Genomic DNA, 22,088 nt, shown 5'->3' on the forward strand with positions numbered 1-22,088 from the left:
GCGCGCGCCGGCGGCCGGCCGCGAGGCTGCTTCGCCGGCCTCCTGCGGAGGACCGCCGCGCTATAGTCGGGCCCCCGAGGACCCCCGAGATGAACGCCACCGGCACCCTCAGCCGTGCGACCCAGATCGTCTATCGCGTCGGCTCCCGCCACTCGAGCGAGGTCGACACGCTGACGCTCGAGCCCGACGGCCGGGCGACGTGGACCTCGCAGGGCCGCCACTGCGAGGTGCAGCTGCCGCCCGAGGTCTACGGCGACGTCCTCGGCCGCCTGGCGCAGTACGGCTTCAAGGCGGCGACCGGCCTGCACGGCGACGCGATGGCCGACTACCAGCACGAGATCGAGGTGCTCGAGGGCCCGAAGAAGAAGTCGCGCTGCACCTTGCGGCTCGGCCACGAGTTCGGCACCTACCTCGGCGACGCGCCGATCGGCATGAAGGAAGTCGTGGCCCTGCTCGACCGCGTGGCCAGCCGCGTCGAGTCCGGCGCCGACCTGTCCGAATCGCCAGACGCGCTGATGGGCGCCCTGCTGCGCAACATCGACTTCCCGTACGTCAACCCGCACGGCGAGCCGGGCGCGTTCCTGCTGATCGACCCGCGCGGGCAGGTGCTCGCCGCCTCGTCGCTGCGGTTCGCCCTGCCCCACGCCAGCGGCCTGTTGCCGTTCCGCGACGGCGACCGCTTCGGCTTCGTCCGCGCCGGCGGCGAGGTCGCCATCGCCCCGGCCTACGCGCTGACGCTCGGCTTCAGCGAGGGCCTCGCGGCGGTCAAGCTCGACGGCGGCTGGGGCTTCATCGACGTCCGCGGCGAGCTCGTCATCCCGGCCCGCTTCGCCGCCGCCGCCAGCTTCGCCGACGGCCTCGCGTGCGTGCAGCTCGGCGACCAGACCGGCTACTGCGACCGCGCCGGCGCGTTCGTCCCGGCCCCCCGCAGGCCTCGCAGCTCGGCCGCTTCGCCGAGGGCCGGGCCCCGTTCCGCGCGCTGTCGCGGATGGGCGTGCCCGCGTGGGGCTACATCGATCGCACCGGCCAGGTCGTCGTGCCCGCCGGCTTCGACTACGCCGGCGAGTTCTGCGAGGGCCTCGCCTGCGTCCAGCAGGACGACCTGTTCGGCTTCATCGACGTGAGCGGCGCCTGGGCCATCGAGCCGCGCTTCACCGACGCCGGCGACTTCCACGAGGACCTCGCCGCCGTCGGCGACAGCGGCCAGTACGGCTACTGCGACAAGAGCGGCACCGCCGCCGTCGACTTCCGCTTCCTCCGCGCCGGCAACTTCGCCGAGGGCCTGGCCCCGGTGGGCGTCGGCGCCAAGACCGGCTTCATCGACCGCGAGGGCCGCATGGTCATCGAGCCGCGCTTCGACCTGGCCCAGAGCTTCAGCGAGGGCCTGGCCGCCGTGCGCGTCGACCACAAGTGGGGCTTCATCGACCGCACCGGTCGCATCGTCATCGAGCCGATCTACGAGGGCGCGGGCCCGTTCGGCGACGGCGTCGCCTGCGTGCGCAAGTTCGCCGACCCGCGCCCGGTGATCCATACCGGGTCGAAGAAGGTCATCATCAACATGAGCAAAAAGACATGACCGAAGCGCCAGATCCGCTGGCGCGCCTCGGCTGGGACGAGCACGCCGCCGCGGCCTGGGCGAACCACCGCGGCGACGGCAACCTGCCCGGTCGCGTCGCCGCCGAGCACCGCGGTGGTTACATCGTCCTCGCCGCCGCCGGCGAGCTGCGCGGCGAGCTGGCCGGCAAGCTGCGCAAGGCCGCGGCCAGGGACGCCATGCAGAAGCCGGCCGTCGGCGACTGGGTCGCGCTCGACGTCCACGCCGCCGCCGGCACCGCCACCATCCACGCCGTCCTCCCGCGCAAGACCGTCCTCACCCGCCGCGCCGCCGGTCGCGGCGCCGCCGCCCCGCAGATCGTCGCCGCCGACGTCGACAGCGTCTTCATCGTCCACCCGCTCGACCAGGCGCCCAACCTGCGCCGGCTCGAGCGCTACCTCGCCATCACCCTCGCCAGCGGCGCCGCCCCCGTGATCGCGCTGACCAAGGCCGACCTGGTCGACAGCGCCGAACCTGTCCTTGCGGCCATCCGCCCGCTGCTCGCCCGCGTCGCCGGCGAACGGAGCATCCCGATCCACGTGCTCTCGAGCGTCAGCGGTCAGGGCCTGGACGAGCTCGACGCCTACGTCGCCCGCCCGCAGACCACCGCGCTGATCGGCGTCTCGGGCGTCGGCAAGAGCACGCTCATCAACCGCTGGCTCGGCGAGGAGCGCCTCAGCACCGGCGGCCTGCGCGACGACGGCAAGGGCCGCCACACCACCACCCACCGCGAGCTGCTGGTGCTGCCGCGCGGCGGCCTCGTCATCGACACCCCCGGCATGCGCGAGCTCGGCCTGTGGAACGCCGACGAGAGCGTGCCCGAGGCGTTCGCCGACATCGCCGCGGTCGCCGAGGGCTGCCGCTTCCGCGACTGCACCCACGCCCACGAGCCCGGCTGCGCCGTGGTGGCCGCCGCGGCCGCCGGCCAGATCGAGCCCGAGCGCCTCGACAGCTACCGCAAGCTGGTCGCCGAGCTCGCCTCGCTGGCCCGCGACCGCGACGTCGCCGCGCGAAATCGCGCCCGCAAGGCCGATCACCGGGTCCTGCGCGCCTACTACAAGGACCCGCGCACCCGCGGCCAGCGCGACTGAGTCCGCTGCGACGACGCTGAGACCGGCGGCTTCCCCACGAGTCGACGCCACGGCTCCCAGCCCCCGATGAAGCGACGACGCCCTCGCCCGCCTCGACCGCGCTCCTCGTGCGGCGCAGCGTCGCGCCCCCTCGCGCGCCCGAGCGACCTCCGCGCCGCTTTACAGCCACCGCGTTCAGCGATGAACTCGAAGCGCCCACGCCCGGCGGCGACGACCGCAGAAATGCCGGCCCAGCTCGCCGTGTTGTGCCGGAGCTCATCGATGCGTCCGCGCCTTCCGCCCCTGCCCCGTCTCGTCCGCGCGAGCGCGATCGTGCTGGGCCTGGCGGTCGCGCCGGACGTCCACGCCGCCCCGGCCAAGCTGCCGCCCAACATCCCGCGCCCCTCGGTCGACCTCGAGCCCGACGGCGCCGGTCGCCTGCGCCACCGCGGCGACGGCTTCACCGCCATCATCTACCCCGACGGTTCGGTCGAGTTCCGCGACCACGGCGGCACCGCCGACATCAACTTCCTCGGCCTCGACCTGTGGCGCCGCCGCCTCCGCGAGCCCGAGCCCGAGCGACACCCGCCTTGGTTCATGGGCGTGATCGAGGACGCCCTGTTCCCCGGAACGCCGCCCCGTACGGCCGCGCCCCGATCCTCGTCGGCTTCGGCGCCCGCTTCGGCGGCCTCGCCGACGGCCGCCGCAAGAACCGCCACAAGAGCGCCAAGCAGGCGTTCATGATCGCCACCGAGCCGCTGCGCTTCCACCTCGCCAACGCCTGGTACAAGCAGCGCTTGCGCAGCGAGCTCGCCGACCTCGGCGGCCAGCTCCTCGAGGTCTGGCGCGACGCCAAGCTGCCGCTGATCGAACGCAAGCGGCGGATCTTCGAGCGCTGGGAGGAGTGCGAGGACCCGACCAGCACCCGTCGCACCGAGGTCGATCGCATGCGCCTCGAGGTCGCCCGCACCGCCCGCGCCAAGATCGAGGCGTTCGTCCGCCAGGTCGCGCCGTACGGCTCGCCGCAGGCCTTCACCGACGCCGAGCTCGACCGCCTCAACGCCGGCCGCGCCGGCAAGACCCGCTTCCGCCCCTACGACGCCCCCGTGTTGCCGGAGGACGTCAGCGCCGAGACCGAGCTCGGCACCGCCGACGCCGCGCCGCAGACCGTCGCCGAGCCGCCGCCGCCCGACCCGCCGCCGAGCCCGACCCCGATCGGCCCCGACCCCGGCCCCGGCTTCTCGCCTGCGCGCGAGCGCTGAGCGCGGGCGCTGTCACCTGTGCCCGAGAGCATGTCCACGGGGACATGTCATTTTCAAGGCTGGGCCGTCCCGAGCCTTCGTGCCCTTGTCCGTGGCACGACCCATAAGACATTTCCATGGAGACATATCCTCCCAAAATCTCCACCACGAGCGCCACCCGCATGCTCTCGATGGCATGGCCATGAAGACATGTCCTATCGGACAGCACCATCGCAGCGAGCGCCAGCGCCCGGGCACGCTCGAGAACCGGGATACCACGGCCCCGCCACCGCATGCTCCCGATGGCACGGCCAGAAAGACATGTCCCGAAAGACAGCAACCTCGCAGCGAGCGCCAGCCCTCGCGCCCGGCACGCTCGCCACCCGAGATGACATGTCTTTTTAGACATACTCCGCCAGCGAACAACTGCGCATGTCGCACCGGACATGTTCGCTGCGACATGTCCCTCATGCGAGGGCGAGCACCTCCTCATTGTCGCCCGGCGTCCCCCGATCGGCCCACGGCCGAGCTCGCTCGCCGCCATCCGCGCCCTCGCCGCTGCTGCTCCGGTCGACGCCGCCGCGACCGGCGCCAGGCCCGTGCGGCTGGGCGCCGCCGACGTGCGTGCTATCCCGAGGCGCGACGGAATGCGCCGCCGGCCGCCGCCGTTGTCGTGACGCTCCGCCTCCTCCTCATGAGCGCTCGCATCGACCTCCTCGTCACCCTCGGCCTGTCCGTCCTCGCCTGCACCGCGCCGGCCGCGGTGCCCTCGCCCGCGCCCGCGAAGGTCGAGCCCACGCCAGCCGCGTCGCCGCCGCCGCCACCGCCGGCTCAGGACGACGCCGCGCTCGCCGATCGCCTCGGCGACGCCAACACCCCGCCCGAGCTGCTCGAGCGCGGCGCCGCCGCCAAGATCTGGGCCGACCACGCCATCGATCGCGGCATCAACCCGTTCTACCTGCGCGGCGACTTCGACGGCGACGCCGCGCCCGACTACCTCGTCAGCGTCGTGCCCAAGCTCGGCGCCGGCGCGCTGCCGCGGCTGGTCGTGCTGCGCGGCGGCGGGCGCCCGGCCGTCTGGCTCGACGACGATCCCAAGGCCGGCCTCACCTTGCCCGCGCGCGACGCCTGGTACGTCCACGATCGCGGCACCTCCGTGCCCGGGGGGCCCGGCGGCAAGGCCCCGGCGCTCAAGGGCGACGGCATCGTCATGATGAAGCTCGAGTCCTCGAGCGCGCTCATCTACTGGGACGGCGCCCGTTTTCGCAGCCACTGGCTGTCGGACTGAGCGGCGAGATCGGCCTACTGCGATCCGCCCTCGCGCTCGAAGTCGAGGCTCAGCGAGTTGATGCAATAACGCAGACGTGTCGGCTGCGGACCATCGGGGAACACATGGCCCAGGTGGCCGCCGCAGCGGCGACACAGCACCTCCACGCGGCGCATTCCGTGGCTGGTGTCGACCCGCTCCTCGATGGCCGAGCGATCGACCGCGTCGAAGAAGCTCGGCCAGCCGCAGCCCGAGTCGAACTTCGTCGTCGCGTCGAACAGCAGCGCCTTGCAGCCGGCGCAGCGGTACTGGCCCGGCGCCTTCTCGTCCCAGTACGCGCCCGTGAACGCGCGCTCGGTCCCCGCCTGGCGCAGCACCCGGTACTGCTCCGGGCTCAGCGTCGCGCGCCACTCCGCGTCGGTCTTCTCCACCTCTCGGTCGGACATGCCCCCAACATAGCGCGTCCGCGCCGTCGGGGCTCCCTGCCGCGGCCTCGACGAGGGCCCCGTGGGGGCCTTCGGCCCCGCGCCGATCCTGCGTTGCAAGCCCTCTGGCCGGCCTCTACCGTGGCTTCCCAGGAGGCGACCGAGTGTCACGATCCCTACCACGATACCTGGCCGCGCTGGCCCTGTTCGCGCCGGCGATCGGCTGCGGCGGCGGAGGCGGAGGCGGCAACGACGATGCCGGCGCGACCGTCGGCGCCACGGAGAACCCCGGACCGACCCAGGGTTCTGCCGGGACCGACGGCGGCGATCCGACGGAAGGCGGCACCGACACCAGCGACGATCCGACCGGCGGCAGCCAGCCCGTCTCGTGCGACGAGGGCCCGCAACCGGGGCCGATGCCGCGGCTCGTCCGGCTCACCCACTCGCAGTACGACCTCACCGTCGCCGACCTCCTGAAGTTGAACCTCGACCCGCTGCCCTCGGCCGAGTTCCTGGCCGACCCAGCGGTCGCCGGCTTCGACAACAACGCCCAGCAGATGGTCGTCAAGGATCGCCTCGGCCGCGACTATCGCCGCGCCGCCGAGCGCCTCGCCGGCGAGGCCACCAAGCCCGACGCCCTCGCCGCCCTGCTGCCGTGTCAGCCCGAGGGCGACGGCTCGCAGTGCGCCGCGCAGTTCGTCGCCGAGTTCGGCCGCCGCGCCTTCCGTCGCCCGCTCACCCCGACCGAGCAGACCACCTACAGCGGCCTGTTCAGCCAGGGCGCCGGCCTCTACCCCGAGGGCACCCCGTTCGAGCAGGGCATCCGCTTCATCATCGAGGCCATGCTGCAGTCGGGGCACTTCCTCTACCGCGTCGAGCTGAGCGACAGCGTCGACAGCGACCAGGTCATCCCGCTCGCCGGCTACGAGCTCGCCTCGCGCCTGTCCTACTTGCTGTGGGGCAGCATGCCCGACGAAGCCTTGCTCGCCGCCGCCGAGGCCGGCGAGCTCGACACCGCCGAGGGCGTCGAGGCGCAGGCGCGGCGCCTGCTCGACAGCCCCAAGGCCGAGGCGCCCGTCGCCGACTTCCACCGCCAGTGGCTCGAGCTCGACAAGGTCGACAACCTCCAGAAGAACAGCGACCTCTACCCCGAGTTCAACAAGGCCCTCGCCCACGCCATGCGCGAGGAGACCCAGCGGTTCGTGCGTCACGTCGTGTTCGAGCTCGAGGGCGACTACGCCGCCCTGCTCACCGCCCCCGTCACCTTCGTCAACGCCGAGCTCGCCGCCCTCTACGGCCTGCAGGGCCAGTTCGGCGCCGAGTTCACCGAGGCCGCCCTCGACCCGCAGAAGCGCGCCGGCATCCTCACCCAGCCGAGCTTCCTCGCCACCCACGCCTACCAGAGCATGTCGTCGCCGATCTTCCGCGGCGCCTTCGTGCAGAAGCAGATCCTCTGCACGCCGCCGCCGCCCCCGCCCGGCGGCATCGACCCCAACCTGCCGCCGCTCGGCGACGACATCGTCACCACCCGCGATCAGGTCGAGGCTCACACCCAGCAGGACCCGTACTGCGCCGGCTGTCACAAGGGCATCATCAACCCGCCCGGCTTCGCCTTCGAGCACTACGACGCCCTCGGCAAGTGGCGCGACCTCGACAACGGCGCCCCCGTCGACGCCAGCGGCGAGGCCGTCTCGGGCTCGTGGCTGCTCTCGTTCACCGACGCGGTCGACATGGTGGGTCAGATCGGCGAGTCCGCCAACGGCACCCGCTGCTACCTCACCAACTGGTTCCGCTACGGCTACGGCCGCGACGTCGCCCCCATCGATCGCTGCACGATCGACGCCCTCGACGCCGAGCTGGCCGCCTCGGGCTACAACATCAAGGAGCTGCTGGTGTCCCTCACTTTGACCCGAACCTTCCGCTTCCGCGCGGTGGAGGAGTGATGACCATGAGACGGCGCAACTTCCTGCGAGGCGCGTGCGGAGTCGCGGTCGCGCTGCCCTTCCTCGAGTCGCTCGGCTGGCGGCGCTTCATCAAGACCGCCAGGGCGGCCGAGCCCGGCGGCAAGCGGCTGGTCGTGTTCTTCATGTGCAACGGCGTCAACATGGAGAGCTTCTTCCCCGCCGCGCCCGGCCCGCTGACGGCCGCGTCGCTGATGGGCACCAGCATCGAGCCGCTGGCCGACTACGCCGGCAAGCTGCTGATCCCTCGCGGCATGCACATGGTGCCCAAGGGTTGGGGCCAGGACGCCGACACCCCCGGGGACGACCACGCCAAGGGCATGGGCCACAAGCTCACCGCCGAGGCCCTCGATCCGGGCACCCTCTACGCCCGCGGGATCTCCGTCGACCAGCGCGCCGCCCAGGAGCTCAACCAAGACGGCAGCCCGTCGATGACGCTCTCCGTCGGCTGGCGCCACACCAACTGGCTCGGCCACATCTCCTACGCCGGCAACAACACGCCGGTCACGCCCGAGGGCAACCCGTGGCTGACCTACCAGGACCTCATGGGCCTGGGCGGCCTCGACGAGGCGGTGAAGATGCAGATCGCCACGCGCCGGCAGAGCGTGCTCGACCTCGTCGAGGAGGAGTTCAAGGCGCTCAAGGCCAAGAACCTCAGCCAGGCCGACGCCCAGAAGCTCGAGATGCACGCCGACTCGATCCGCGACCTCGAGATCGACATGGTCGGCAACGGCCTCATCGAGTGCGCCCTCGACCCGGCGCGGGCCGCCGAGATCGAGGCCATCGACCCCGACTCGGTGCTCGAGGACTGGCAGTTCAAGACCATCGGTCTGATGCAGCTCGACATCCTCGCCATGGCGGTCGCCTGCGGGGCCACCAGCGTCGGCAGCATCCAGTGGGCCTCGGGCTCCGGCGGCCCGATCTACAAGTGGGACGGCATGAACCACGAGTTCAACCACCACAAGCTGTCGCACGGCAACACCAAGGACGACAACTCGGGCGAGGAAGTGGCCGGCTACCTCGAGATGCTGACCCAGATCGATCGCTGGCACGCCGAGCAGTACCGCCACCTGCTCGACCGCCTGTCCTCGTACAGCGAGGGCGACGGCACCGTGCTCGACAACAGCGCCGTCGTCTGGTTCAACGAGCTGTCCGACGGCAAGGCCCACTCGTACCTCGACCTGCCCGTCATCATCGCCGGCGGCGCCGGCGGCTACCTCAAGCAGGGCCACTACATCGACCTCATCGACGGCCAGGACCCGTGGGTCCAGACCCACCCGCACAACCGCCTGCTCATCACCCTGCTCAACGCCGTCGGCTGCACCGACAACGGCGGCCCGGTCACGCAGTTCGGCCGCGCCGGCCTCGAGCAGGGCGAGTACGGCGAGCTGCTGGCCTGAGAGACAGGTCCGCCGCGCTACGCACCGAGGACCCGCGCGCTCCGGCCCGCGGGTCCTCGCGCGTTCAAGTCAGCGGCTTTCGCATCTTCACGCACGCCATGGCCCGGCCGCTGCGCAGCGTGTGCATCGCCGGGCCCTCGCTCACGAACCCGCGGGCCGCGTAGAACGGCACCGCCACCAGCGACGCGTCGACCCGGATCTCGCTCGCACCGCGGGCGCGCGCCACGGCCTCGGCGGCCGCGAACAGCGACGAGCCGACGCCGCGGCGACTGGCGCGACCGCGGACGTAGACCGCGACGCGGTGGTCCCCGGCCTCGACGCGATGCGCCGCGAAGCCGACGACCTGCGCGTCCGCGTCGACCGCCACGAAGAACTGCTCGCCCTGGCGCATCGCCTGCACGTAGCGCTCTCCCGTCCGCGGGCTCGCCCAGTCCGCCACCACCTCATGCGCGTACGCCGACGAACCCAGCGAGCGGATGGCGTCGACGTGCGCCTCGGCGATCGCGGCCGCGTCGTCGCAGCTCGCCGGACGGACCTGGAACTCGCTGGCGGACATCGACCGCGATGGTACCGCCGCGGCAGCACGCGCGCACGCACCAGGTCGCGCTGGCACGACGGCCATCGTCGTGCATGCTCCCCGCGGAGACCTCCCCGATGCCGACCACCTACCACGGCAGCTGTCACTGCGGCGCCATCCGCTTCGAGGCCGACATCGACCTTGCCGCCGGCATTCGCAAGTGCAACTGCAGCTTCTGCTGGAAGCTCGGCTACCGCAAGGCGCTGGTGCCCTACCCCGCCGTGCGCATCACCGCCGGCCAGGACGCCGTGAAGGACTACCAGCCGACCCCGCTGCACTGGCCGCCCGGCGACATCAACCACTATCACTGCGGCCATTGCGGCGCACACGTGTGCTCGCGCGGCTACCTCGAGAAAGAGATGGGCGGCGACTTCTGGGCCGTCAACGTCGCCTGCCTCGACGACGCCACCGAGGAGGCGCTGGCCGCCGCGCCCGTCATCTACGAGGACGGCAAGCGCGACCGCCAGGACCGCCCCCGGCGATCACCGGGTATCTCTGACCGTCCGCGTCAGAGTGCAGCCGCGCAGGTCCGGCGCTCGAGGGCTCGGCAACGACCCGGCACGGCTCACTGCAGCGCCCGCTCGTCGGCCCGCTCCCCGTCGTCCGTCACAAGCCATGTCTGAACGAACATGTGAAGAAGGACATGGTTTCGTGGACATGTCTTATTCAACATGTCTCTTGGACCATCAACAGAACGCCTGTCCCCCGGCGGCCCGAAGCCGTGGCTCGAGCCGCCGGCGGAGGTCGCGCGCCGGCGCTTGCTCGGAGTCATCGACCGCAGCGCGTCCGCACTCACGCGCGCTCTCGCGTGAACACGTCCGCACTCACGCGCGCTCTCGCGTGAACGCATCGAGCTCGGCGAGCGGCGCCTCGTCGGCGATCACCCGCGCCAGCGCAGCCACCAGCTCGATCTGCGGATGCCCCTCGCCTCGCGCCCGCGCCACGTTCGCCGTCAGGTCCCACCCCGGCGAGCGGACCCCGGCCCTCAGCGCCGCGAGCAGCTGCGGCAGCGCGTCCGGGCACAGCTCCGGCGCGTGCGCGAGCGCGTAGAAGCACAGCTCGCAGCGCAGCGCCGACTCCGGCTCCGACGCCTCCAGCGCGCGCGCCAGCAGCTCGCGGCCCTCCGCCGCGCGACCCTCCGCGAGCAGCAGCCGGGCGAAGTTCCCGAGCAAGCTGCCGTCGTCCGGCTCGATCGCCAGCGCCCGGCGGTACAGCGCCTCCGCCCCGGCCGCATCGACGAACGCGCTGACGCGAAAGTTCGCGTAGTTGCCGAGGTGGTGCGCGTCCTCCGGCGCCAGCGCGATCGTCTCGCGGTAGCACGCGTCGGCGCGCTCCCGATCGCCGCGGATCAGCGCGAGGAAGTTGGCGAAGTTGCCGCGATGGTCGGCGTCCTCGCCGTCAGCGGCCAGCGCCCGTTCGTAGTACGCCTCGGCCAGATCGTGCTCGCCGCCCACGTCGCTGAGGAACGCCGCGAAGTTGCCGAGCATGTCCGCGTGCTCGGGCACCTCCGCCAGAAATTTTCGTAAAAGCCGCGCGCCAGCGGGTTGCCGGCCCGGTGCAGCGCCGTGGCGAAGCTCGCGTGGATCGGCGCATCGGCCGGCAACGCCTCCACCAGGAGCGAGAACACCGGATCTCCGGCGCCCGGCCCCGCGTGCTCGCGCAACCAGCCCAGCGTCGCCGCCAGGGACTCGCCGCTCGGCTCGACCACCTTCGCCACCCGCACCAGCGACACGACGCGCGGCCACGCCTCTTCAGCGATCGCCGCCTCGATCGCGCGGAGGATCGATCGCACCTCGAACCCCGCGTCGAGCACCATCACACGCGCGAGCTCGACGTGCGCCGCGAGGATCGGCCCGCGCTCGCTCGCCCGCTCGTCCAGGGCCGCGCGCGGGTGCTGCGGGATCACCAGGGACAGCTCGATCCCCGCCGCGCGCCGCCGCCTCGCGCACCGCCCTCAGCTCGTCCTCGCCGACCGGCAGCGGGCTGCCCACCACCCGCGTCGCCAGCCCCGCGTCCTCGCAGCGACGCACCAGCTCGGCCGCGCCGGCCACGTGCTGGCGATCGAGCGCCGTGAACAGCACCACGCGATCGGCGAGCGCCCGCACCCCGCGCTCGGCCGCCCGCGATGAACCAGTCGGCGCGTCGATCAGCACGACGTCGGCGACGTCGGCCCCCGCGATCGCCCGGCGCAGCTCGTCCCACGCCGCGCCCCGTTCCGCGGCCGCCCACCCGTCCAGTCGATCCCAATATCCGCACCGAGCCGCCCCGCCGGCAGCACCCGCAGCCCCTCGCCGATCGCCACGCACCGCTCGACGAGCGCCTGTGCATCGCCCCGACTGGCCGCCCACTCGACGATCCCTTCGCCGTCCGTGGCGGCGATCCGCGTCAGCCCCGGCGCCTCGAGGTCGAGGTCCACCAGCAGCACCCGCAGCCCGCGCGCCGCCAGCACCCGCCCCACGCCCCACACGGCCAGAGTGCGCCCCACCCCGCCATGAGCCGACCAGCACGCGATGAACGACGGCGTCTGCATGCCCGAGTCTTACCGCGCGAGGCCCTCGCTCGCGCCCCCGCTCCAGCGTGCGATTCCCCCGGTCGCCCGCCCCGCCGACATGGCTTCAGAGCCAGATTCACTCGGGTCCCGCGTCCCTGAGCCGCCCATCGCCCCGTCGAGCTAGCGACATGGCTCCAAGGACATGTCATTCGAGACCGCCGCCTCCGTCTCACCCTTCCCGGGTTTCATACATGTCCTCGAGGACATGTCCTTAAAGGCATCCCGACTCGGCCTCCTCCCATGCCGCGGCACCCGAAGTGCCCTTCCACACATGTCCTTCAAGACATACCGTTTCAGCCCTCGCGGTCAAGGCCTCCCGCGATGTCCGTATGGACATGTCCTTTCAGACACTCCTTTTCTGCCCCCGGCGTCCCGAACGCGTCCTGAAGCCGTCTTCTCCGAGAAATTTCGCCCCAGCCCACGTCTGCCTGTCCCGGCCTTTCAGACATGCCCTCAAGGACATGTCCTCTCAGACATCCCGAGACGTTCACGCCTCTGCTCCGTTTTGCCGTCACATTCGCGCGCCCGTCGCCCCGCCCGAGCCCCGGGCGCCCCGATCACCCCTGCGCATCCCTCTCCGCGGGAGCCGCAGCCACCCGGGCCGCCACGCGAGCGCGGCGATCCTCGCCGCTCCACCGCGCCAGCGCCCCCAGCAGCCCCAGCGCCGCCAGCGGCCACAGCGGCGCCAGCGGATCGCGTCGCGCCTGTCGTTCTGTCCACGTCGCCGGCCGCTCCCACGCGAACCGCCGCGTCTCCGTCGACACCGGCGCCAGCCCGTGCCGCGCGCGCACCTCGGGGTCCAGCTGCGCGAACGGCTCGTCCGCGCAGCTCACCTGCGCCACCACCCGCACCTGGTGTCGCGCCGCGAAGTGCTCGCGCGGGTCGCTGCCGGGCGGCGGCAACGGAGCGCGCAGATTCTCGAGCAGCACCTCGCGCGGCGGCTCGCCCGCGTGCTCGAGCGCCCAGCGGCGGCACAGATAGCGCGCGTGCCACCGCGCCAGCTTCTCGCGCTGCCCGAGCACGTTGTCGCCGATCTTCCGCCAGCGGTCGTGCCACACGTGCGGCCGCGGCAGGTCGTCCTCGCGCTGCGGCTCCGCCCCGAAGCGATGCCGTTCCCCCGTCGCGTCGACCACCGTCGCCCGCAGCAGGTTCTGCTCGCGCGGCGGGTTGGGGGCGAACATCGCCCACACCTGGCTCGTGAAGCTCAGCTCGATCCACGGCCCCACCAGCGCCCGCGCCTGCGAACGCCACGGCACACTCGACCAGGCAGGCAGTTGCCACACCAGCAGCGCCACCACGTGGTACGCGACCAGCCCGCCCGCAGCGAGGCGTCCCGCCGGCCCGTGGGCCCACGGCTCGCGCAGCTCGATCACCGCGCCGCGATCGCGCCGCGCCATCCGCCAACCCACGATCGTCAGACCTGTCCCTGCGGCCAGCCACGCAATGTGCCACGCCCGCGCCCCTGTCCCGCCGATCAGCGCGATCGCCCCGCCGGCCAGCACCAGCCCGCCTGCCCCCGCGATCGCCCACCCCGGCAGCGCCGCCGCGTCGTGGTGCAGGTGCGGCAGCGACGGGTCCTCGCAAGCTGTCTCTTCGCGCAGGTGCTCGGGGACAGGTACACCCCGCCGCGCCAGCCCGCGCAGCGCTCGCTGCAGCGTCGCCACCGCCCACGGACCTGCCCCACAGACCAGGTAGACGCTGATCGTCGCCGGCGCGAACGCCCCCACCGCCAGCAGCGCGTGGTTGCCGAGGTGAAACAGCAGCCCGAACCCGAGCCACCACTTCGGCGCCAGCGGCCCCGCGGCCAGCCGCCGCGCCGCCGCCCCGGACCGCGGCCCCGCGATCGCCACCGCCGCGCACACGGCGGCCAGCACCGCCAGCGCCGCGGCCCGCTCCGCCGCCCCCGGCGTGCCTGGCTTTTCGACCAGGTCCACAGGGACAGCCGCGGCGATCGCCGCCGCCGCCGCCAGCCCGCCCCAGCACACCCGGGCCGCCGCCGCCGCGGACCCACGCAGCGCCGGCGTCCCCGAGCGCGCGAGCGCCCTCGCGGCCAGCCCGACCAGCACCAGCGGGAACAGCCGCTCCCACCACATCACGCCCCAGCGGCCAGGCGCAGCGGCCACGGCCCCATCGCCGCGATCGCGGCCGACATGTCCCAACGGACATACGTGTCGCGCAGCAGCACGAACTGCAGCACGTCCCCCGTCTGCCACGACGTCCCGGCCTTGACCCACCCGTTGGCCGCGTAGCACAGCACCAATTGGCCGGCCATCAGCGCCTGCGGCCAGGCCGGGATCCGGCGATAGATCGCCGCCAGCCCATGGGGCGCCGCGGCCGACGGGCCCGCGCCCGCGCCCCCACCTGGCCCCGAGGGCATGCTCAAAAGGCCACGTCTTCGCAATGCCCGGCAGCGGCGCCAGTTGTCCACGCTGTAGGCCGCCCCGCAGCGCGACCACATCAGCAGGAACAGGAACGCGCAGAACACCTGCTCTCCACCCCAGTGGGCCTCGCCGCGGCGCAGCAGCCCGGCGTAGAGCAACCACGAGGCGATCGCGCTGAGCCGCGTGCGAAACCCCAGCGTGAGCGCCAGCGCTGCCGCGAAGAGCAGGCCGAGGTGTGCCCCGACCACACCCGGGCTGTCGGCGAAGTAGAGCGGCGACCAGCGCCCGCTGATCACGAAATCGAGGACCGCGGTCGCGTCGCGCGGGCCCGCGGGCTCGCGCACCCCGTCGCCGAAGCCGATCAGCGCCCCGCGGCCCATCCGCTCCGGAACGGCGGCCCGCGGCAGGAGCCCCTCATCGGAGAACAGATACGCGGCGAGCGGCGCGATCTCGAGCAAGTTGACGAGTAGACAGCAACCGAACGCGATCCGCAGCAGCGCCAGCGGCCGCGGATCGACCGCGCGCAGCAGCACCCGGCGCAGCCCCTCGCGGTATAGAGCGACGAGGCCGACCAGGCTCGCAGCCGTCAGGGCGAGCGCCACCGCGAGTCCCGGAGACACCGGTTCAGTGTACCCGACGCCGGGCGGACCCGGTCCCGCGCTGGCAGATTTTCTGGTCGCCTGCGCCCTCGATCTGCTAAGGTCCGGGCATGTCTTCGCTTATCGATTGCCCCGAATGCGCCTGTCTGTTCCGAGCCTCCGACGCGACCTGCCCGTTCTGCGGTCACGTTCAGCGTCACTCGCTCGGCGCGACGTGGGCCGCCGTCGCCTTCACCGCCAGTCTGGGAGTGATGGGCGCCGCCTGCCAGGTCGACCGCGACATCGGCGACGAGACGTCGGCCACCGCCGGCGACACCGTCGACACCGCCGATACGGTCGACACCTCGATGGTCTCCGAATCGACCAACCCCGGCGGTGACACCGTCGACCCGACGATCACCACCTCCAGCGACGGCGCCACCTATGCCGGCCCCGACGAGGAGTGGGACACGTGGGGCGACACCACCACCACGACCGGCGATACGTCGACCACGACGAACACCACGCCGGGCACGACCACGACCACGACGACCAACAGCACCAACGACTCGTCCGACGCCAGCACCTACGCCGGCCCCGACGAGGAGTGGACCACGACCGACTGGACGACCTCCGACGACTCGTCCGACGCCAGCACCTACGCGGGCGCCGACTCGTGGGAGCCCAACGACCAGGGCCGCTGAGCCCAGCACCGCTCGCCCGCACCCGGCCGCGTGCCCGCACGAACCTGTCCGTGCGGACATGCGGTTTTCTCGTCGCCGCTCCGGCCGGCGCGTCCGCGCCGGGCGAACGTGTGGCCTGCGTTTCACGCGGTCGAGCCGTGGCACACGCCGAGATCGCGGACGGAGCCGCCTCGACGAACGACACGCGGCCCAGCCGCTCCTGCGGCGATGACGTCATGACTTCGGGGACATGTCCCCGAAGTCATCCTCGTATTCGGCGCCGAGTGCCGCGAAACCGCCCGACGCGAATCACTGCGCGCCGCCTCGGCGCCGCGGCGACGCGCCCGTCACAGCGTGACCGTGCGCCCGGCCCCGAAGGGCTCCTCGAGCCGCGACACCCGCGGCTCCTCGATCGCCACCGGCCCGTGCTTCTCGCGCAGCTCCGGATCGACGTGCTCGCGGATCACCCGGAACAGGCCGTTGTCGAACGACTTGCCGCCGGCGCCGCGGACCTGCTCGATGCGCTCGCGCAGCCCCGCGCGCTCCATCATCACCGCGCGGTGGTGGCAGAACGGGTTGTTGCCGGGGCGGCCGAGCAGCGGCTCGGCGGCCGCGGTGCAGCCGGCCATGCACGTCTCGGCGTAGTAGCACTCGCGGCAATAGCCCCACAGGTCGTCGACCGTGCGCGCGCGGATATAGCCGAGCTGATACGACTCTTCCCAAACCTTCTTGATCCCGTGGACCCGCCAGTTGCCGCCGATGTTGGTGCCGCCGCCGAGGCTCGGGCAGTTCTTGATCGCCCCGTCGCTCTCGATGCCCATCACCGACACCCCGGCCGTGCAGCCGCGCCAGTGCTTGCGCTGCGAGCTCCGCAGGCGCCGCTCGAGCGGCCCGAAGTAGCCGAGGTTGTTGCCGGGCCACAGCCGGACCTTGCGGGCCTCGCAGCGGTCGAGCACCTTGTCGAGCGTCTCGAAGATGTCGATGAACATGTGCGGCTGCAGCAAGATCTCCGGGTGATCGGCCGCATTGCCGTGCGGCACCGTGATCTGCAGCTGCCACGAATGGATGCCCTCGTCGGCCAGCAGCTCGAACAGCGGCAGCAGCTCGTGGCGGGTCAGCGCGTTGATCTGGGTGTTGCTGGCGATCTTGCCGCCCGCCGCGCGGATCCGCCGCATCGCCGCGAACGCCCGCTTCCAGCTGCCCTGCACCCCGCGCAGGCGATCGTGCGTGTCCTCGAGGCCGTCGATCGAGAAGGTCACGCTGCCGATCCCGGCCTCGATCATCGCCGCCGCCCGCTCCTCGGTCAGGTTGAGGCCGCCGGTCGTCATCGTGCAGGCCATCCCGGCCTCGCGGATCGCCCGGATGATGAGGATGAAGTCGTTGCGCAGGTAGGCCTCGCCGCCGATCAGCACCACCTCGCCGCACCCGAGGTCCGCCAGCTCGCGCACGACCTTCAGGCACTCCTCCGTCGACAGCTCGTCGGGCCGCTTGTGGCCCGCCCGCGGCCCGCAATGCGCACAGTGCTGATCGCACGCCAGGGTCAGCTCCCACACCGCCCAGCGCGGCGCCTTGGCCTCGCGGCGGTCCTGGATGCTCAGCCAGCGATTGGCTGGTGCGGGCAACGAGGCGACCACGGGCAAACGACGGCGCACATCACTTAAGCTCATGGCGACAGCCTAACACGCGGCCTGTACCGATGCTCGCGCGGGCGCGAGCCGGCCGCGCGGCGCCGGGACGATGCCTCACGACGCCGATGACCCGGTCACCGCGGCACCGCGACACCGCTGCCCCGGTCACCGCACCCCACACCTGGGACGCGGCGCCGGAGCCCCATCGTCACGACTTGGCCGGCTCGTTCGCCGCGCCCGGCAGCAGGCGCGCCAGCGGCGAGCCGCGCAGCAGCCGTGCGAGCACCTCGGCCACGCTCTCGCCGCCGAGGATCGCCAGCGGGGCCATCGACTCCGCCATCTTCTCCGCCAGCGCCCGATCGCCGAACGCCTGCAGCGCGGCGATCAGGTCGGGCGAGACCGCCCGCGCCTTCTCGACCACCGCCGCGACCTCGGCCTGCAGCTCGCGCAGGCGCTGGTCGAGCTGCTGCTGCTGGACCGTCAGCTCGAGCGTCGCGGTCGCCTGGCGCCGGCCGAGCTCGGCCCCGTGGATCGCCCCGATCCGCTCCTGCTCGGCCAGCAGCGCCTGCTGCTGGCGCTCGTGCAAGTCGAGCTTGGCCGCCAGCTCGGCCAGCTAGGCGCTGCTGCTGCTCGCCCTCGCGGGTGCGCAGCGCGATCGCCTGCTGCAGCGTCGCCGACTTGGCCTCCGCGACCTGCTGCGTGACCGCCTCGGCCTGGCGCACCATGTCGAGCCGGCGCTGCTCGGCGGCCAGCGACAGCGTCTGCTGGACCGCGGCGTGCTGCGCCTGGACCAGCAGCTCGGCGATCGCCTCGTCGCCGATCGTCACCTCGAGCACCTCGACGTCGTACACCCGCATCCCGTTCTCTTCGAAGCGCCGGCCCGGCCGCTTGCCGTCCTCGCCCGCGACCCCGAGGATCACGTCGCGCAGGATCGCCACCGAGTCGGCGTAGAACTGCTCGATGCCGTGGCGCTTGACCGCCGCGCGGACGAGCGAGCGCAGGTGGTCGGTCAGGAACTTGACGTATTCTCGACCTCGAACCACCGGTTCGGGTCGCCCTCGAAGTTGACGCGGTAGCTGAGCTGCAGCTGCACGCGCACGAGGTCGCGGGTCTCGACCTCCACCTGGTCGGACACCTTGTTGTTGAGCACCCGCAGGTAGACCGTCTTGAACAGGTTGTGCTCGGTCTTCGGCGTGCCGGTCGACAGCTCGAGCACCTGCAGCGTCTCGTCGTACTCGAGCAGGTGCGTGTGCGGCCCGGTCACGACCTTGCGCTCGCCGGTCTTCGACACCACCAGCACCGCGTAGCCGGTCCACACGTCGATGGCGACCGCGCCGTCGTAGCGGGTGTCGAGCACGATGGTGCGCGGCCCGGTGAAGGTCTGGCTGCGCGTGAAGTCGTCGCCGGCGAACTCCGACGACGGCGGCGGAGGCGGCGGCGCGGCCGGTCCGCCCGGCGCCGGCGCGGCTTTCGGCGAGGCCGAGGCCCGCGCCGCCTGCACCGGCACCGAGGCCACCGCCGCGAACTCGGCGGCGATCTGCGGCGCGTTCTGCTGCGCGAGGCGGCGGTTGTAGTCGTAGGCCTCGCGGTTGCCGGGGAACCACAGCGAGACGGTCTTCGGATCGAGCACGCGGCGGATGATGAGCTCGATCCGCGGATCGGGCAGATAGATGGCCGGGCCGCGCTTCAGCGTGATGGTGCCCTTGTTGCGGTCGAGCACGTAGCGCGCCTCGCCGGCGGGGATCGCGACCGCGTAGTGCCGCTCCTGATCGCCGTACTTGATGATCGCGTGCTCCGGCCGCGGCAGGTAGATCATCGTGTCCTTGCCGGTGATGAACAGCTCGTCGCCGACCTTGTAGCGGACCCCGTTCTCCTCGTACGGCGCGATGACCTTGATGTAGAGGCCGGTGTTCTCGTTGAGCTCGATCGCGCGGAACTTGCGGGCGCCCCGCATCGCCACGAACGTCTCGGTCGGCTGCGGAAACACCACCGCAGGGCCCTGGATGTAGCGCTTGTTGCCGTTCTCGTCGAGCAGGATGCAGTACTCGAGCCGCTCCAACGTGATCGCCTCGCGCACGTAGTTGCCGTCGACGTCCGGCACCACCTCGACGCCGGTCGGCGGGATGTAGAACGCGACCTCGGTGCCGCGGATGATCAGCAGCGTGCCCATCGTCAGGTCGGGCGGCCGCTGCACGTGGACCGCCTCGCCCTCGTCCGCCGCCGCCTCGGCGCGCATGCGCAGCACCGCGTTCTTCCAGTTGGTCTTGGCGCCCTCCTCGTCGTACACGCGCACGAGCAGGTATTGATTGGAGCGCAGGTGGTGGCCCTGGATGACGCGCACCATCTGCCCCGGCCACAGCGCGAACGAGGCCGGCCCGGGGATGTTGACCTTGCGACCGGTGTCGAGCGACGGCAGGTTGTTGAGCGCGCCGGTCCGCGGGTGGCTCTTGTCGGTCGCCGGGTTCTTCAAACTCAGGTACCAGCCCTCGGGCGCGATCGACAGCGACTGGATCGCGCCGTCGAGCGGGCGCCGCTCGAACCGCTTGCTGCCGGCGTCGAACACCACGGGCGCGTCGGTGTTGGCGAGGCTCGTCTTGTGCGGCCCGACGTAGACGTTGATGTTGCCCTTCGTCTCGTCCAGGATGAAGGCGAACTCGTTCGGTGCGAGGACAAGGTCTCGTTCACGGCCTCGGTCGTTCATGGGGCTCCTGTCGCGACGGCGGACGTCGCGGGCCCCGAGCATACGAGCCGACGCACCGCGACGGCAGCCCCGCGGCCGCGCCTCACGATCGCCAGAGGCGCGCTCACGCGCGCAGGACGAGCTCGAAGCCCCGGCGCACGCGCGCGGCGTAGCTGTCCCAGAAGCCCCGCTCGTCGGGCGTGCCCGCGTCGGCGCGGTCGAAGCGACCCTGCCACGCGACCACGCGCTCCGGCGCAGGCTTCCACAGGCCGGCGTCGACCAGCTCGACGACGAGACCGAGCGCCCCGTAGTCGCCCGCGCCCTCATAAAGATCGCCGTCGTCGGCGCGATCGAGGACCGCGCCCGCGCGCTCGCCCAGGGCGTCGATGCTCGCCTGCCCGCCGGGCACCCGCAGCAGCGCGTCGAACCGCGGGCCGTCGTTGTAGCCGCCGATCACCGCCTCCGCGGCCTCGCTGCGCGAGCGACCCTCGAGCGCGCCCTCGAGATCGCGCGCGAGCCCGGCCAGCACCTCGCGCGCGTCGGCCGGCAGCGCCTCGCCGTGCGCCAGCGCGGCGGCCACGTGGTCCGCCCCGCGCAGCTTCAGCACCACCGGTTGCAGCCACGCGACCAGGCCGATGCCCACCGCCAGCGCGACCGGCGGGGCGTCGATCGCGGGCAGCTTCACCAGGCTGCTCACGAGGTCGAGCGCGGAGTCGTTGTCGTAGAGGCCGTCGTCCCAGGTGCCCATGCGCGAGCGACCGTAGGCCGGCGCACGCGCGCGCAAGCGCGGTAAGTCGCGCCGATGTCCGCGACGCTCCCCGACCTCCTCGACCCCGCCGGCGCCGCTCGCTGCGTGCTGTGGCGCGACCCTCCTCGGGCCTGGCCGCCGTCCTGGTGATCGACGACCTGTCTCTCGGGCCAGCCGCCGGCGGCGTCCGGACCCGCGCCTACCCCGACGCCGCCGCGATGATCGCCGAGGCCGCCGCGCTGGCGCGGGCGATGACCCGCAAGTGCGCGCTCGCGGGCCTCGACGCCGGCGGGGCCAAGGCGGTCGTCCTCGACCACCCCGGCCTCGATCGCCCGGCGGCCTTCCGCGCGCTCGGCCGCTTCATCGCCGAGCTCGGCGGGGTCTTCCGCACCGCCGGCGACCTCGGCACCACCACCGCCGACCTCGCGGCGATGGCCGAGTCCTGCCCTTACGTCCACACCGACGATCACGGCCTGGCCGAGGCCGTCGCGCGCGGCGTGGTCGCCTGCGTCCGCGCGTGCGCCCGGGCCCGCGGGCGCGGGCTCGGCGGCCTGCGGGTCGCGGTGCAGGGCTGCGGCGCGATCGGCTCGGCGGTCGCGCGCGCGCTCGCGGCCGAGGGCGCGTTCCTGCGGGTCGCCGACGTCGACCCGCGGCGCACCCACGATGTGGCCGAAGCGACAGGTTCTCACGTCCATGACCCAAAGGACATCTTGTTCGCGCCGGTCGACGTCCTCGCCCCGTGCGCCGTCGGCGGGGTCGTCACCGCCGAGGTGGCCGCTCAGGCGCCGGCCTGGGCGCTGTGCGGCGCCGCCAACAACCTGCTCGCCGAACCCGCCGTCGCCGAGGCGCTGCGGGCCCGCGGGATCTTGCACGTCCCCGACGTGGTCGCCTCGGCCGGCGCGGTGATCGAGGGCATCGGCCGCTCGGTGATGCACCTCGCCGACCGCGAGCCGCTCATCGCCGCGCTCGGCACCACCGCCGGCGAGCTGCTGGCCGAGAGCGCCGCCACCGGCCGCACCACCGAGGACCTGGCCGCGCGCCGGGCGGTCGCCCGGATCGCCGCCGTTCGCCGCTAGCGGCGGGCTCGTGGCTCCGGCTGGCGATCGGGACATGTCTTGAAGGCCATGCCCGATGGTTCAAGGCCGACTCGAGGAGGCCGGCCCCCACGTGTGGACCGCGGAGCGACGATCGAGGTCCCCCGCTCGTCTGCTGCTGCCGACGCTCGGCGGCGACGACGCGCGGGTGAATGACCACAGCCCGTTTTCGACGGACCTATCCCTTGAAACAGGTGTCGCGGCCGCCGC

The 22,088-nt window shown here is 72.6% G+C and carries 22 protein-coding genes and 1 pseudogene; 12 read left to right on the plus strand and 11 right to left on the minus strand.

The genetic code is table 11. From position 1 onward, the window contains the following. The first annotated feature begins 89 nt into the window (after nt 1–89). The 6 genes from OV079_RS55925 (at nt 90) to OV079_RS15680 (ending at nt 5,193) form a co-directional block, all read left to right on the plus strand. Nucleotides 90–1,124 carry a WG repeat-containing protein gene (locus OV079_RS55925; RefSeq protein ID WP_267769433.1) on the plus strand — a complete coding sequence of 345 codons (1,035 nt, stop codon included), beginning with the start codon at nt 90–92 and terminating at the stop codon, nt 1,122–1,124. Continuing rightward, complete coding sequence (locus tag OV079_RS55930; RefSeq protein WP_267769434.1) at nt 1,037–1,576, plus strand: WG repeat-containing protein; 540 nt, start codon at nt 1,037–1,039, stop codon at nt 1,574–1,576. Before OV079_RS55925 ends, OV079_RS55930 begins: the two co-directional genes overlap by 88 nt. Next, nucleotides 1,573–2,685, plus strand: a complete 1,113-nt coding sequence (rsgA, locus tag OV079_RS15665) for a ribosome small subunit-dependent GTPase A (RefSeq protein ID WP_267769436.1) — start codon at nt 1,573–1,575, stop codon at nt 2,683–2,685. The genes OV079_RS55930 and rsgA overlap by 4 nt, the downstream gene beginning before the upstream one ends. A gap of 261 nt (nt 2,686–2,946) precedes the next feature. Beyond that, nucleotides 2,947–3,408 carry a hypothetical protein gene (locus tag OV079_RS15670; protein ID WP_267769438.1) on the plus strand — a complete coding sequence of 154 codons (462 nt, stop codon included), beginning with the start codon at nt 2,947–2,949 and terminating at the stop codon, nt 3,406–3,408. Then, nucleotides 3,405–3,926: a hypothetical protein gene (locus OV079_RS15675; RefSeq protein WP_267769439.1), complete on the plus strand. Its 522-nt coding sequence runs from the start codon at nt 3,405–3,407 to the stop codon at nt 3,924–3,926. Before OV079_RS15670 ends, OV079_RS15675 begins: the two co-directional genes overlap by 4 nt. A 673-nt stretch (nt 3,927–4,599) precedes the next feature. Next, on the plus strand, nt 4,600–5,193 hold the full coding sequence (locus OV079_RS15680; RefSeq protein WP_267769440.1) for a hypothetical protein: 594 nt from the start codon (nt 4,600–4,602) through the stop codon (nt 5,191–5,193). Between the two features lie 14 nt (nt 5,194–5,207). On the opposite strand, the gene msrB is transcribed toward OV079_RS15680, so the two are convergent. Further along, entirely contained in the window at nt 5,208–5,618 is a 411-nt protein-coding gene (msrB, locus tag OV079_RS15685; RefSeq protein ID WP_267769442.1) for a peptide-methionine (R)-S-oxide reductase MsrB, read from the minus strand. 143 nt (nt 5,619–5,761) lie between these two features. Here msrB and OV079_RS15690 point away from each other — a divergent pair, with 143 nt between their 5' ends. Both OV079_RS15690 and OV079_RS15695 read left to right on the plus strand, forming a co-directional pair. Continuing rightward, on the plus strand, nt 5,762–7,540 hold the full coding sequence (locus OV079_RS15690; RefSeq protein ID WP_267769444.1) for a DUF1592 domain-containing protein: 1,779 nt from the start codon (nt 5,762–5,764) through the stop codon (nt 7,538–7,540). 5 nt (nt 7,541–7,545) lie between these two features. After that, nucleotides 7,546–8,958, plus strand: coding sequence for a DUF1552 domain-containing protein (locus tag OV079_RS15695; protein ID WP_267769445.1), 1,413 nt, complete (start codon nt 7,546–7,548; stop codon nt 8,956–8,958). Between the two features lie 64 nt (nt 8,959–9,022). On the opposite strand, the gene OV079_RS15700 is transcribed toward OV079_RS15695, so the two are convergent. After that, on the minus strand, nt 9,023–9,514 hold the full coding sequence (locus OV079_RS15700) for a GNAT family N-acetyltransferase (protein ID WP_267769447.1): 492 nt from the start codon (nt 9,512–9,514) through the stop codon (nt 9,023–9,025). Nucleotides 9,515–9,522: 8 nt separating this feature from the next. Between OV079_RS15700 and OV079_RS15705 the strand changes: the two genes are divergently transcribed. After that, on the plus strand, nt 9,523–10,158 hold the full coding sequence (locus OV079_RS15705; protein ID WP_267769449.1) for a GFA family protein: 636 nt from the start codon (nt 9,523–9,525) through the stop codon (nt 10,156–10,158). 201 nt (nt 10,159–10,359) lie between these two features. Here the strand turns inward: OV079_RS15705 and OV079_RS15710 are convergent, their stop codons facing one another. The 5 genes from OV079_RS15710 to OV079_RS15730 all read right to left on the minus strand — a co-directional run bounded on the left by OV079_RS15710 (nt 10,360) and on the right by OV079_RS15730 (nt 15,087). Then, nucleotides 10,360–10,989 carry a tetratricopeptide repeat protein gene (locus OV079_RS15710; RefSeq protein WP_267778550.1) on the minus strand — a complete coding sequence of 210 codons (630 nt, stop codon included), beginning with the start codon at nt 10,987–10,989 and terminating at the stop codon, nt 10,360–10,362. Next, nucleotides 10,884–11,441 carry a hypothetical protein gene (locus OV079_RS55935; RefSeq protein ID WP_267769452.1) on the minus strand — a complete coding sequence of 186 codons (558 nt, stop codon included), beginning with the start codon at nt 11,439–11,441 and terminating at the stop codon, nt 10,884–10,886. The genes OV079_RS15710 and OV079_RS55935 overlap by 106 nt, the downstream gene beginning before the upstream one ends. Nucleotides 11,442–11,681: 240 nt before the next feature. Then, nucleotides 11,682–12,065 (minus strand): nucleotide-binding protein, encoded by a 384-nt coding sequence (locus tag OV079_RS15720; protein ID WP_267769454.1) that lies wholly within the window; start codon nt 12,063–12,065, stop codon nt 11,682–11,684. A gap of 578 nt (nt 12,066–12,643) precedes the next feature. Beyond that, nucleotides 12,644–14,209, minus strand: a complete 1,566-nt coding sequence (locus tag OV079_RS15725; protein WP_267769456.1) for a hypothetical protein — start codon at nt 14,207–14,209, stop codon at nt 12,644–12,646. Then, nucleotides 14,179–15,087, minus strand: coding sequence for a hypothetical protein (locus OV079_RS15730; RefSeq protein ID WP_267769459.1), 909 nt, complete (start codon nt 15,085–15,087; stop codon nt 14,179–14,181). Before OV079_RS15730 ends, OV079_RS15725 begins: the two co-directional genes overlap by 31 nt. 89 nt (nt 15,088–15,176) lie before the next feature. On the opposite strand from OV079_RS15730, the gene OV079_RS15735 reads away from it, so the two are divergent. Beyond that, nucleotides 15,177–15,749 (plus strand): hypothetical protein, encoded by a 573-nt coding sequence (locus tag OV079_RS15735; protein WP_267769462.1) that lies wholly within the window; start codon nt 15,177–15,179, stop codon nt 15,747–15,749. Nucleotides 15,750–16,075: 326 nt separating this feature from the next. Here the strand turns inward: OV079_RS15735 and OV079_RS15740 are convergent, their stop codons facing one another. Then, nucleotides 16,076–17,395, minus strand: a complete 1,320-nt coding sequence (locus tag OV079_RS15740; protein ID WP_267769464.1) for a radical SAM/SPASM domain-containing protein — start codon at nt 17,393–17,395, stop codon at nt 16,076–16,078. Nucleotides 17,396–17,564: 169 nt separating this feature from the next. Then, entirely contained in the window at nt 17,565–17,942 is a 378-nt protein-coding gene (locus OV079_RS15745; RefSeq protein ID WP_267778879.1) for a hypothetical protein, read from the minus strand. Nucleotides 17,943–17,998: 56 nt separating this feature from the next. On the opposite strand from OV079_RS15745, the gene OV079_RS55940 reads away from it, so the two are divergent. Then, a complete protein-coding gene (locus OV079_RS55940; RefSeq protein ID WP_267778880.1) occupies nt 17,999–18,307 on the plus strand; it encodes a hypothetical protein in 309 nt (102 codons plus the stop codon). Here the strand turns inward: OV079_RS55940 and OV079_RS15760 are convergent. Together OV079_RS15760 and OV079_RS15765 are read right to left on the minus strand one after the other, a co-directional pair. Further along, a pseudogene (locus tag OV079_RS15760) lies at nt 18,229–20,099 on the minus strand (hypothetical protein); the annotation flags it as partial. The gene OV079_RS55940 and the pseudogene OV079_RS15760 overlap by 79 nt on opposite strands. Nucleotides 20,100–20,160: 61 nt before the next feature. Then, nucleotides 20,161–20,784 (minus strand): hypothetical protein, encoded by a 624-nt coding sequence (locus OV079_RS15765; RefSeq protein WP_267769467.1) that lies wholly within the window; start codon nt 20,782–20,784, stop codon nt 20,161–20,163. Between the two features lie 110 nt (nt 20,785–20,894). Here OV079_RS15765 and OV079_RS15770 point away from each other — a divergent pair, with 110 nt between their 5' ends. Then, nucleotides 20,895–21,860 (plus strand): Glu/Leu/Phe/Val dehydrogenase dimerization domain-containing protein, encoded by a 966-nt coding sequence (locus OV079_RS15770; RefSeq protein WP_267769469.1) that lies wholly within the window; start codon nt 20,895–20,897, stop codon nt 21,858–21,860. Nucleotides 21,861–22,088: the final 228 nt, after the last annotated feature.

The organism is Nannocystis pusilla (genome assembly GCF_026626665.1).
In the GTDB taxonomy this organism is placed as follows: Bacteria; Myxococcota_A; Polyangia; order Nannocystales; family Nannocystaceae; genus Nannocystis; species Nannocystis pusilla.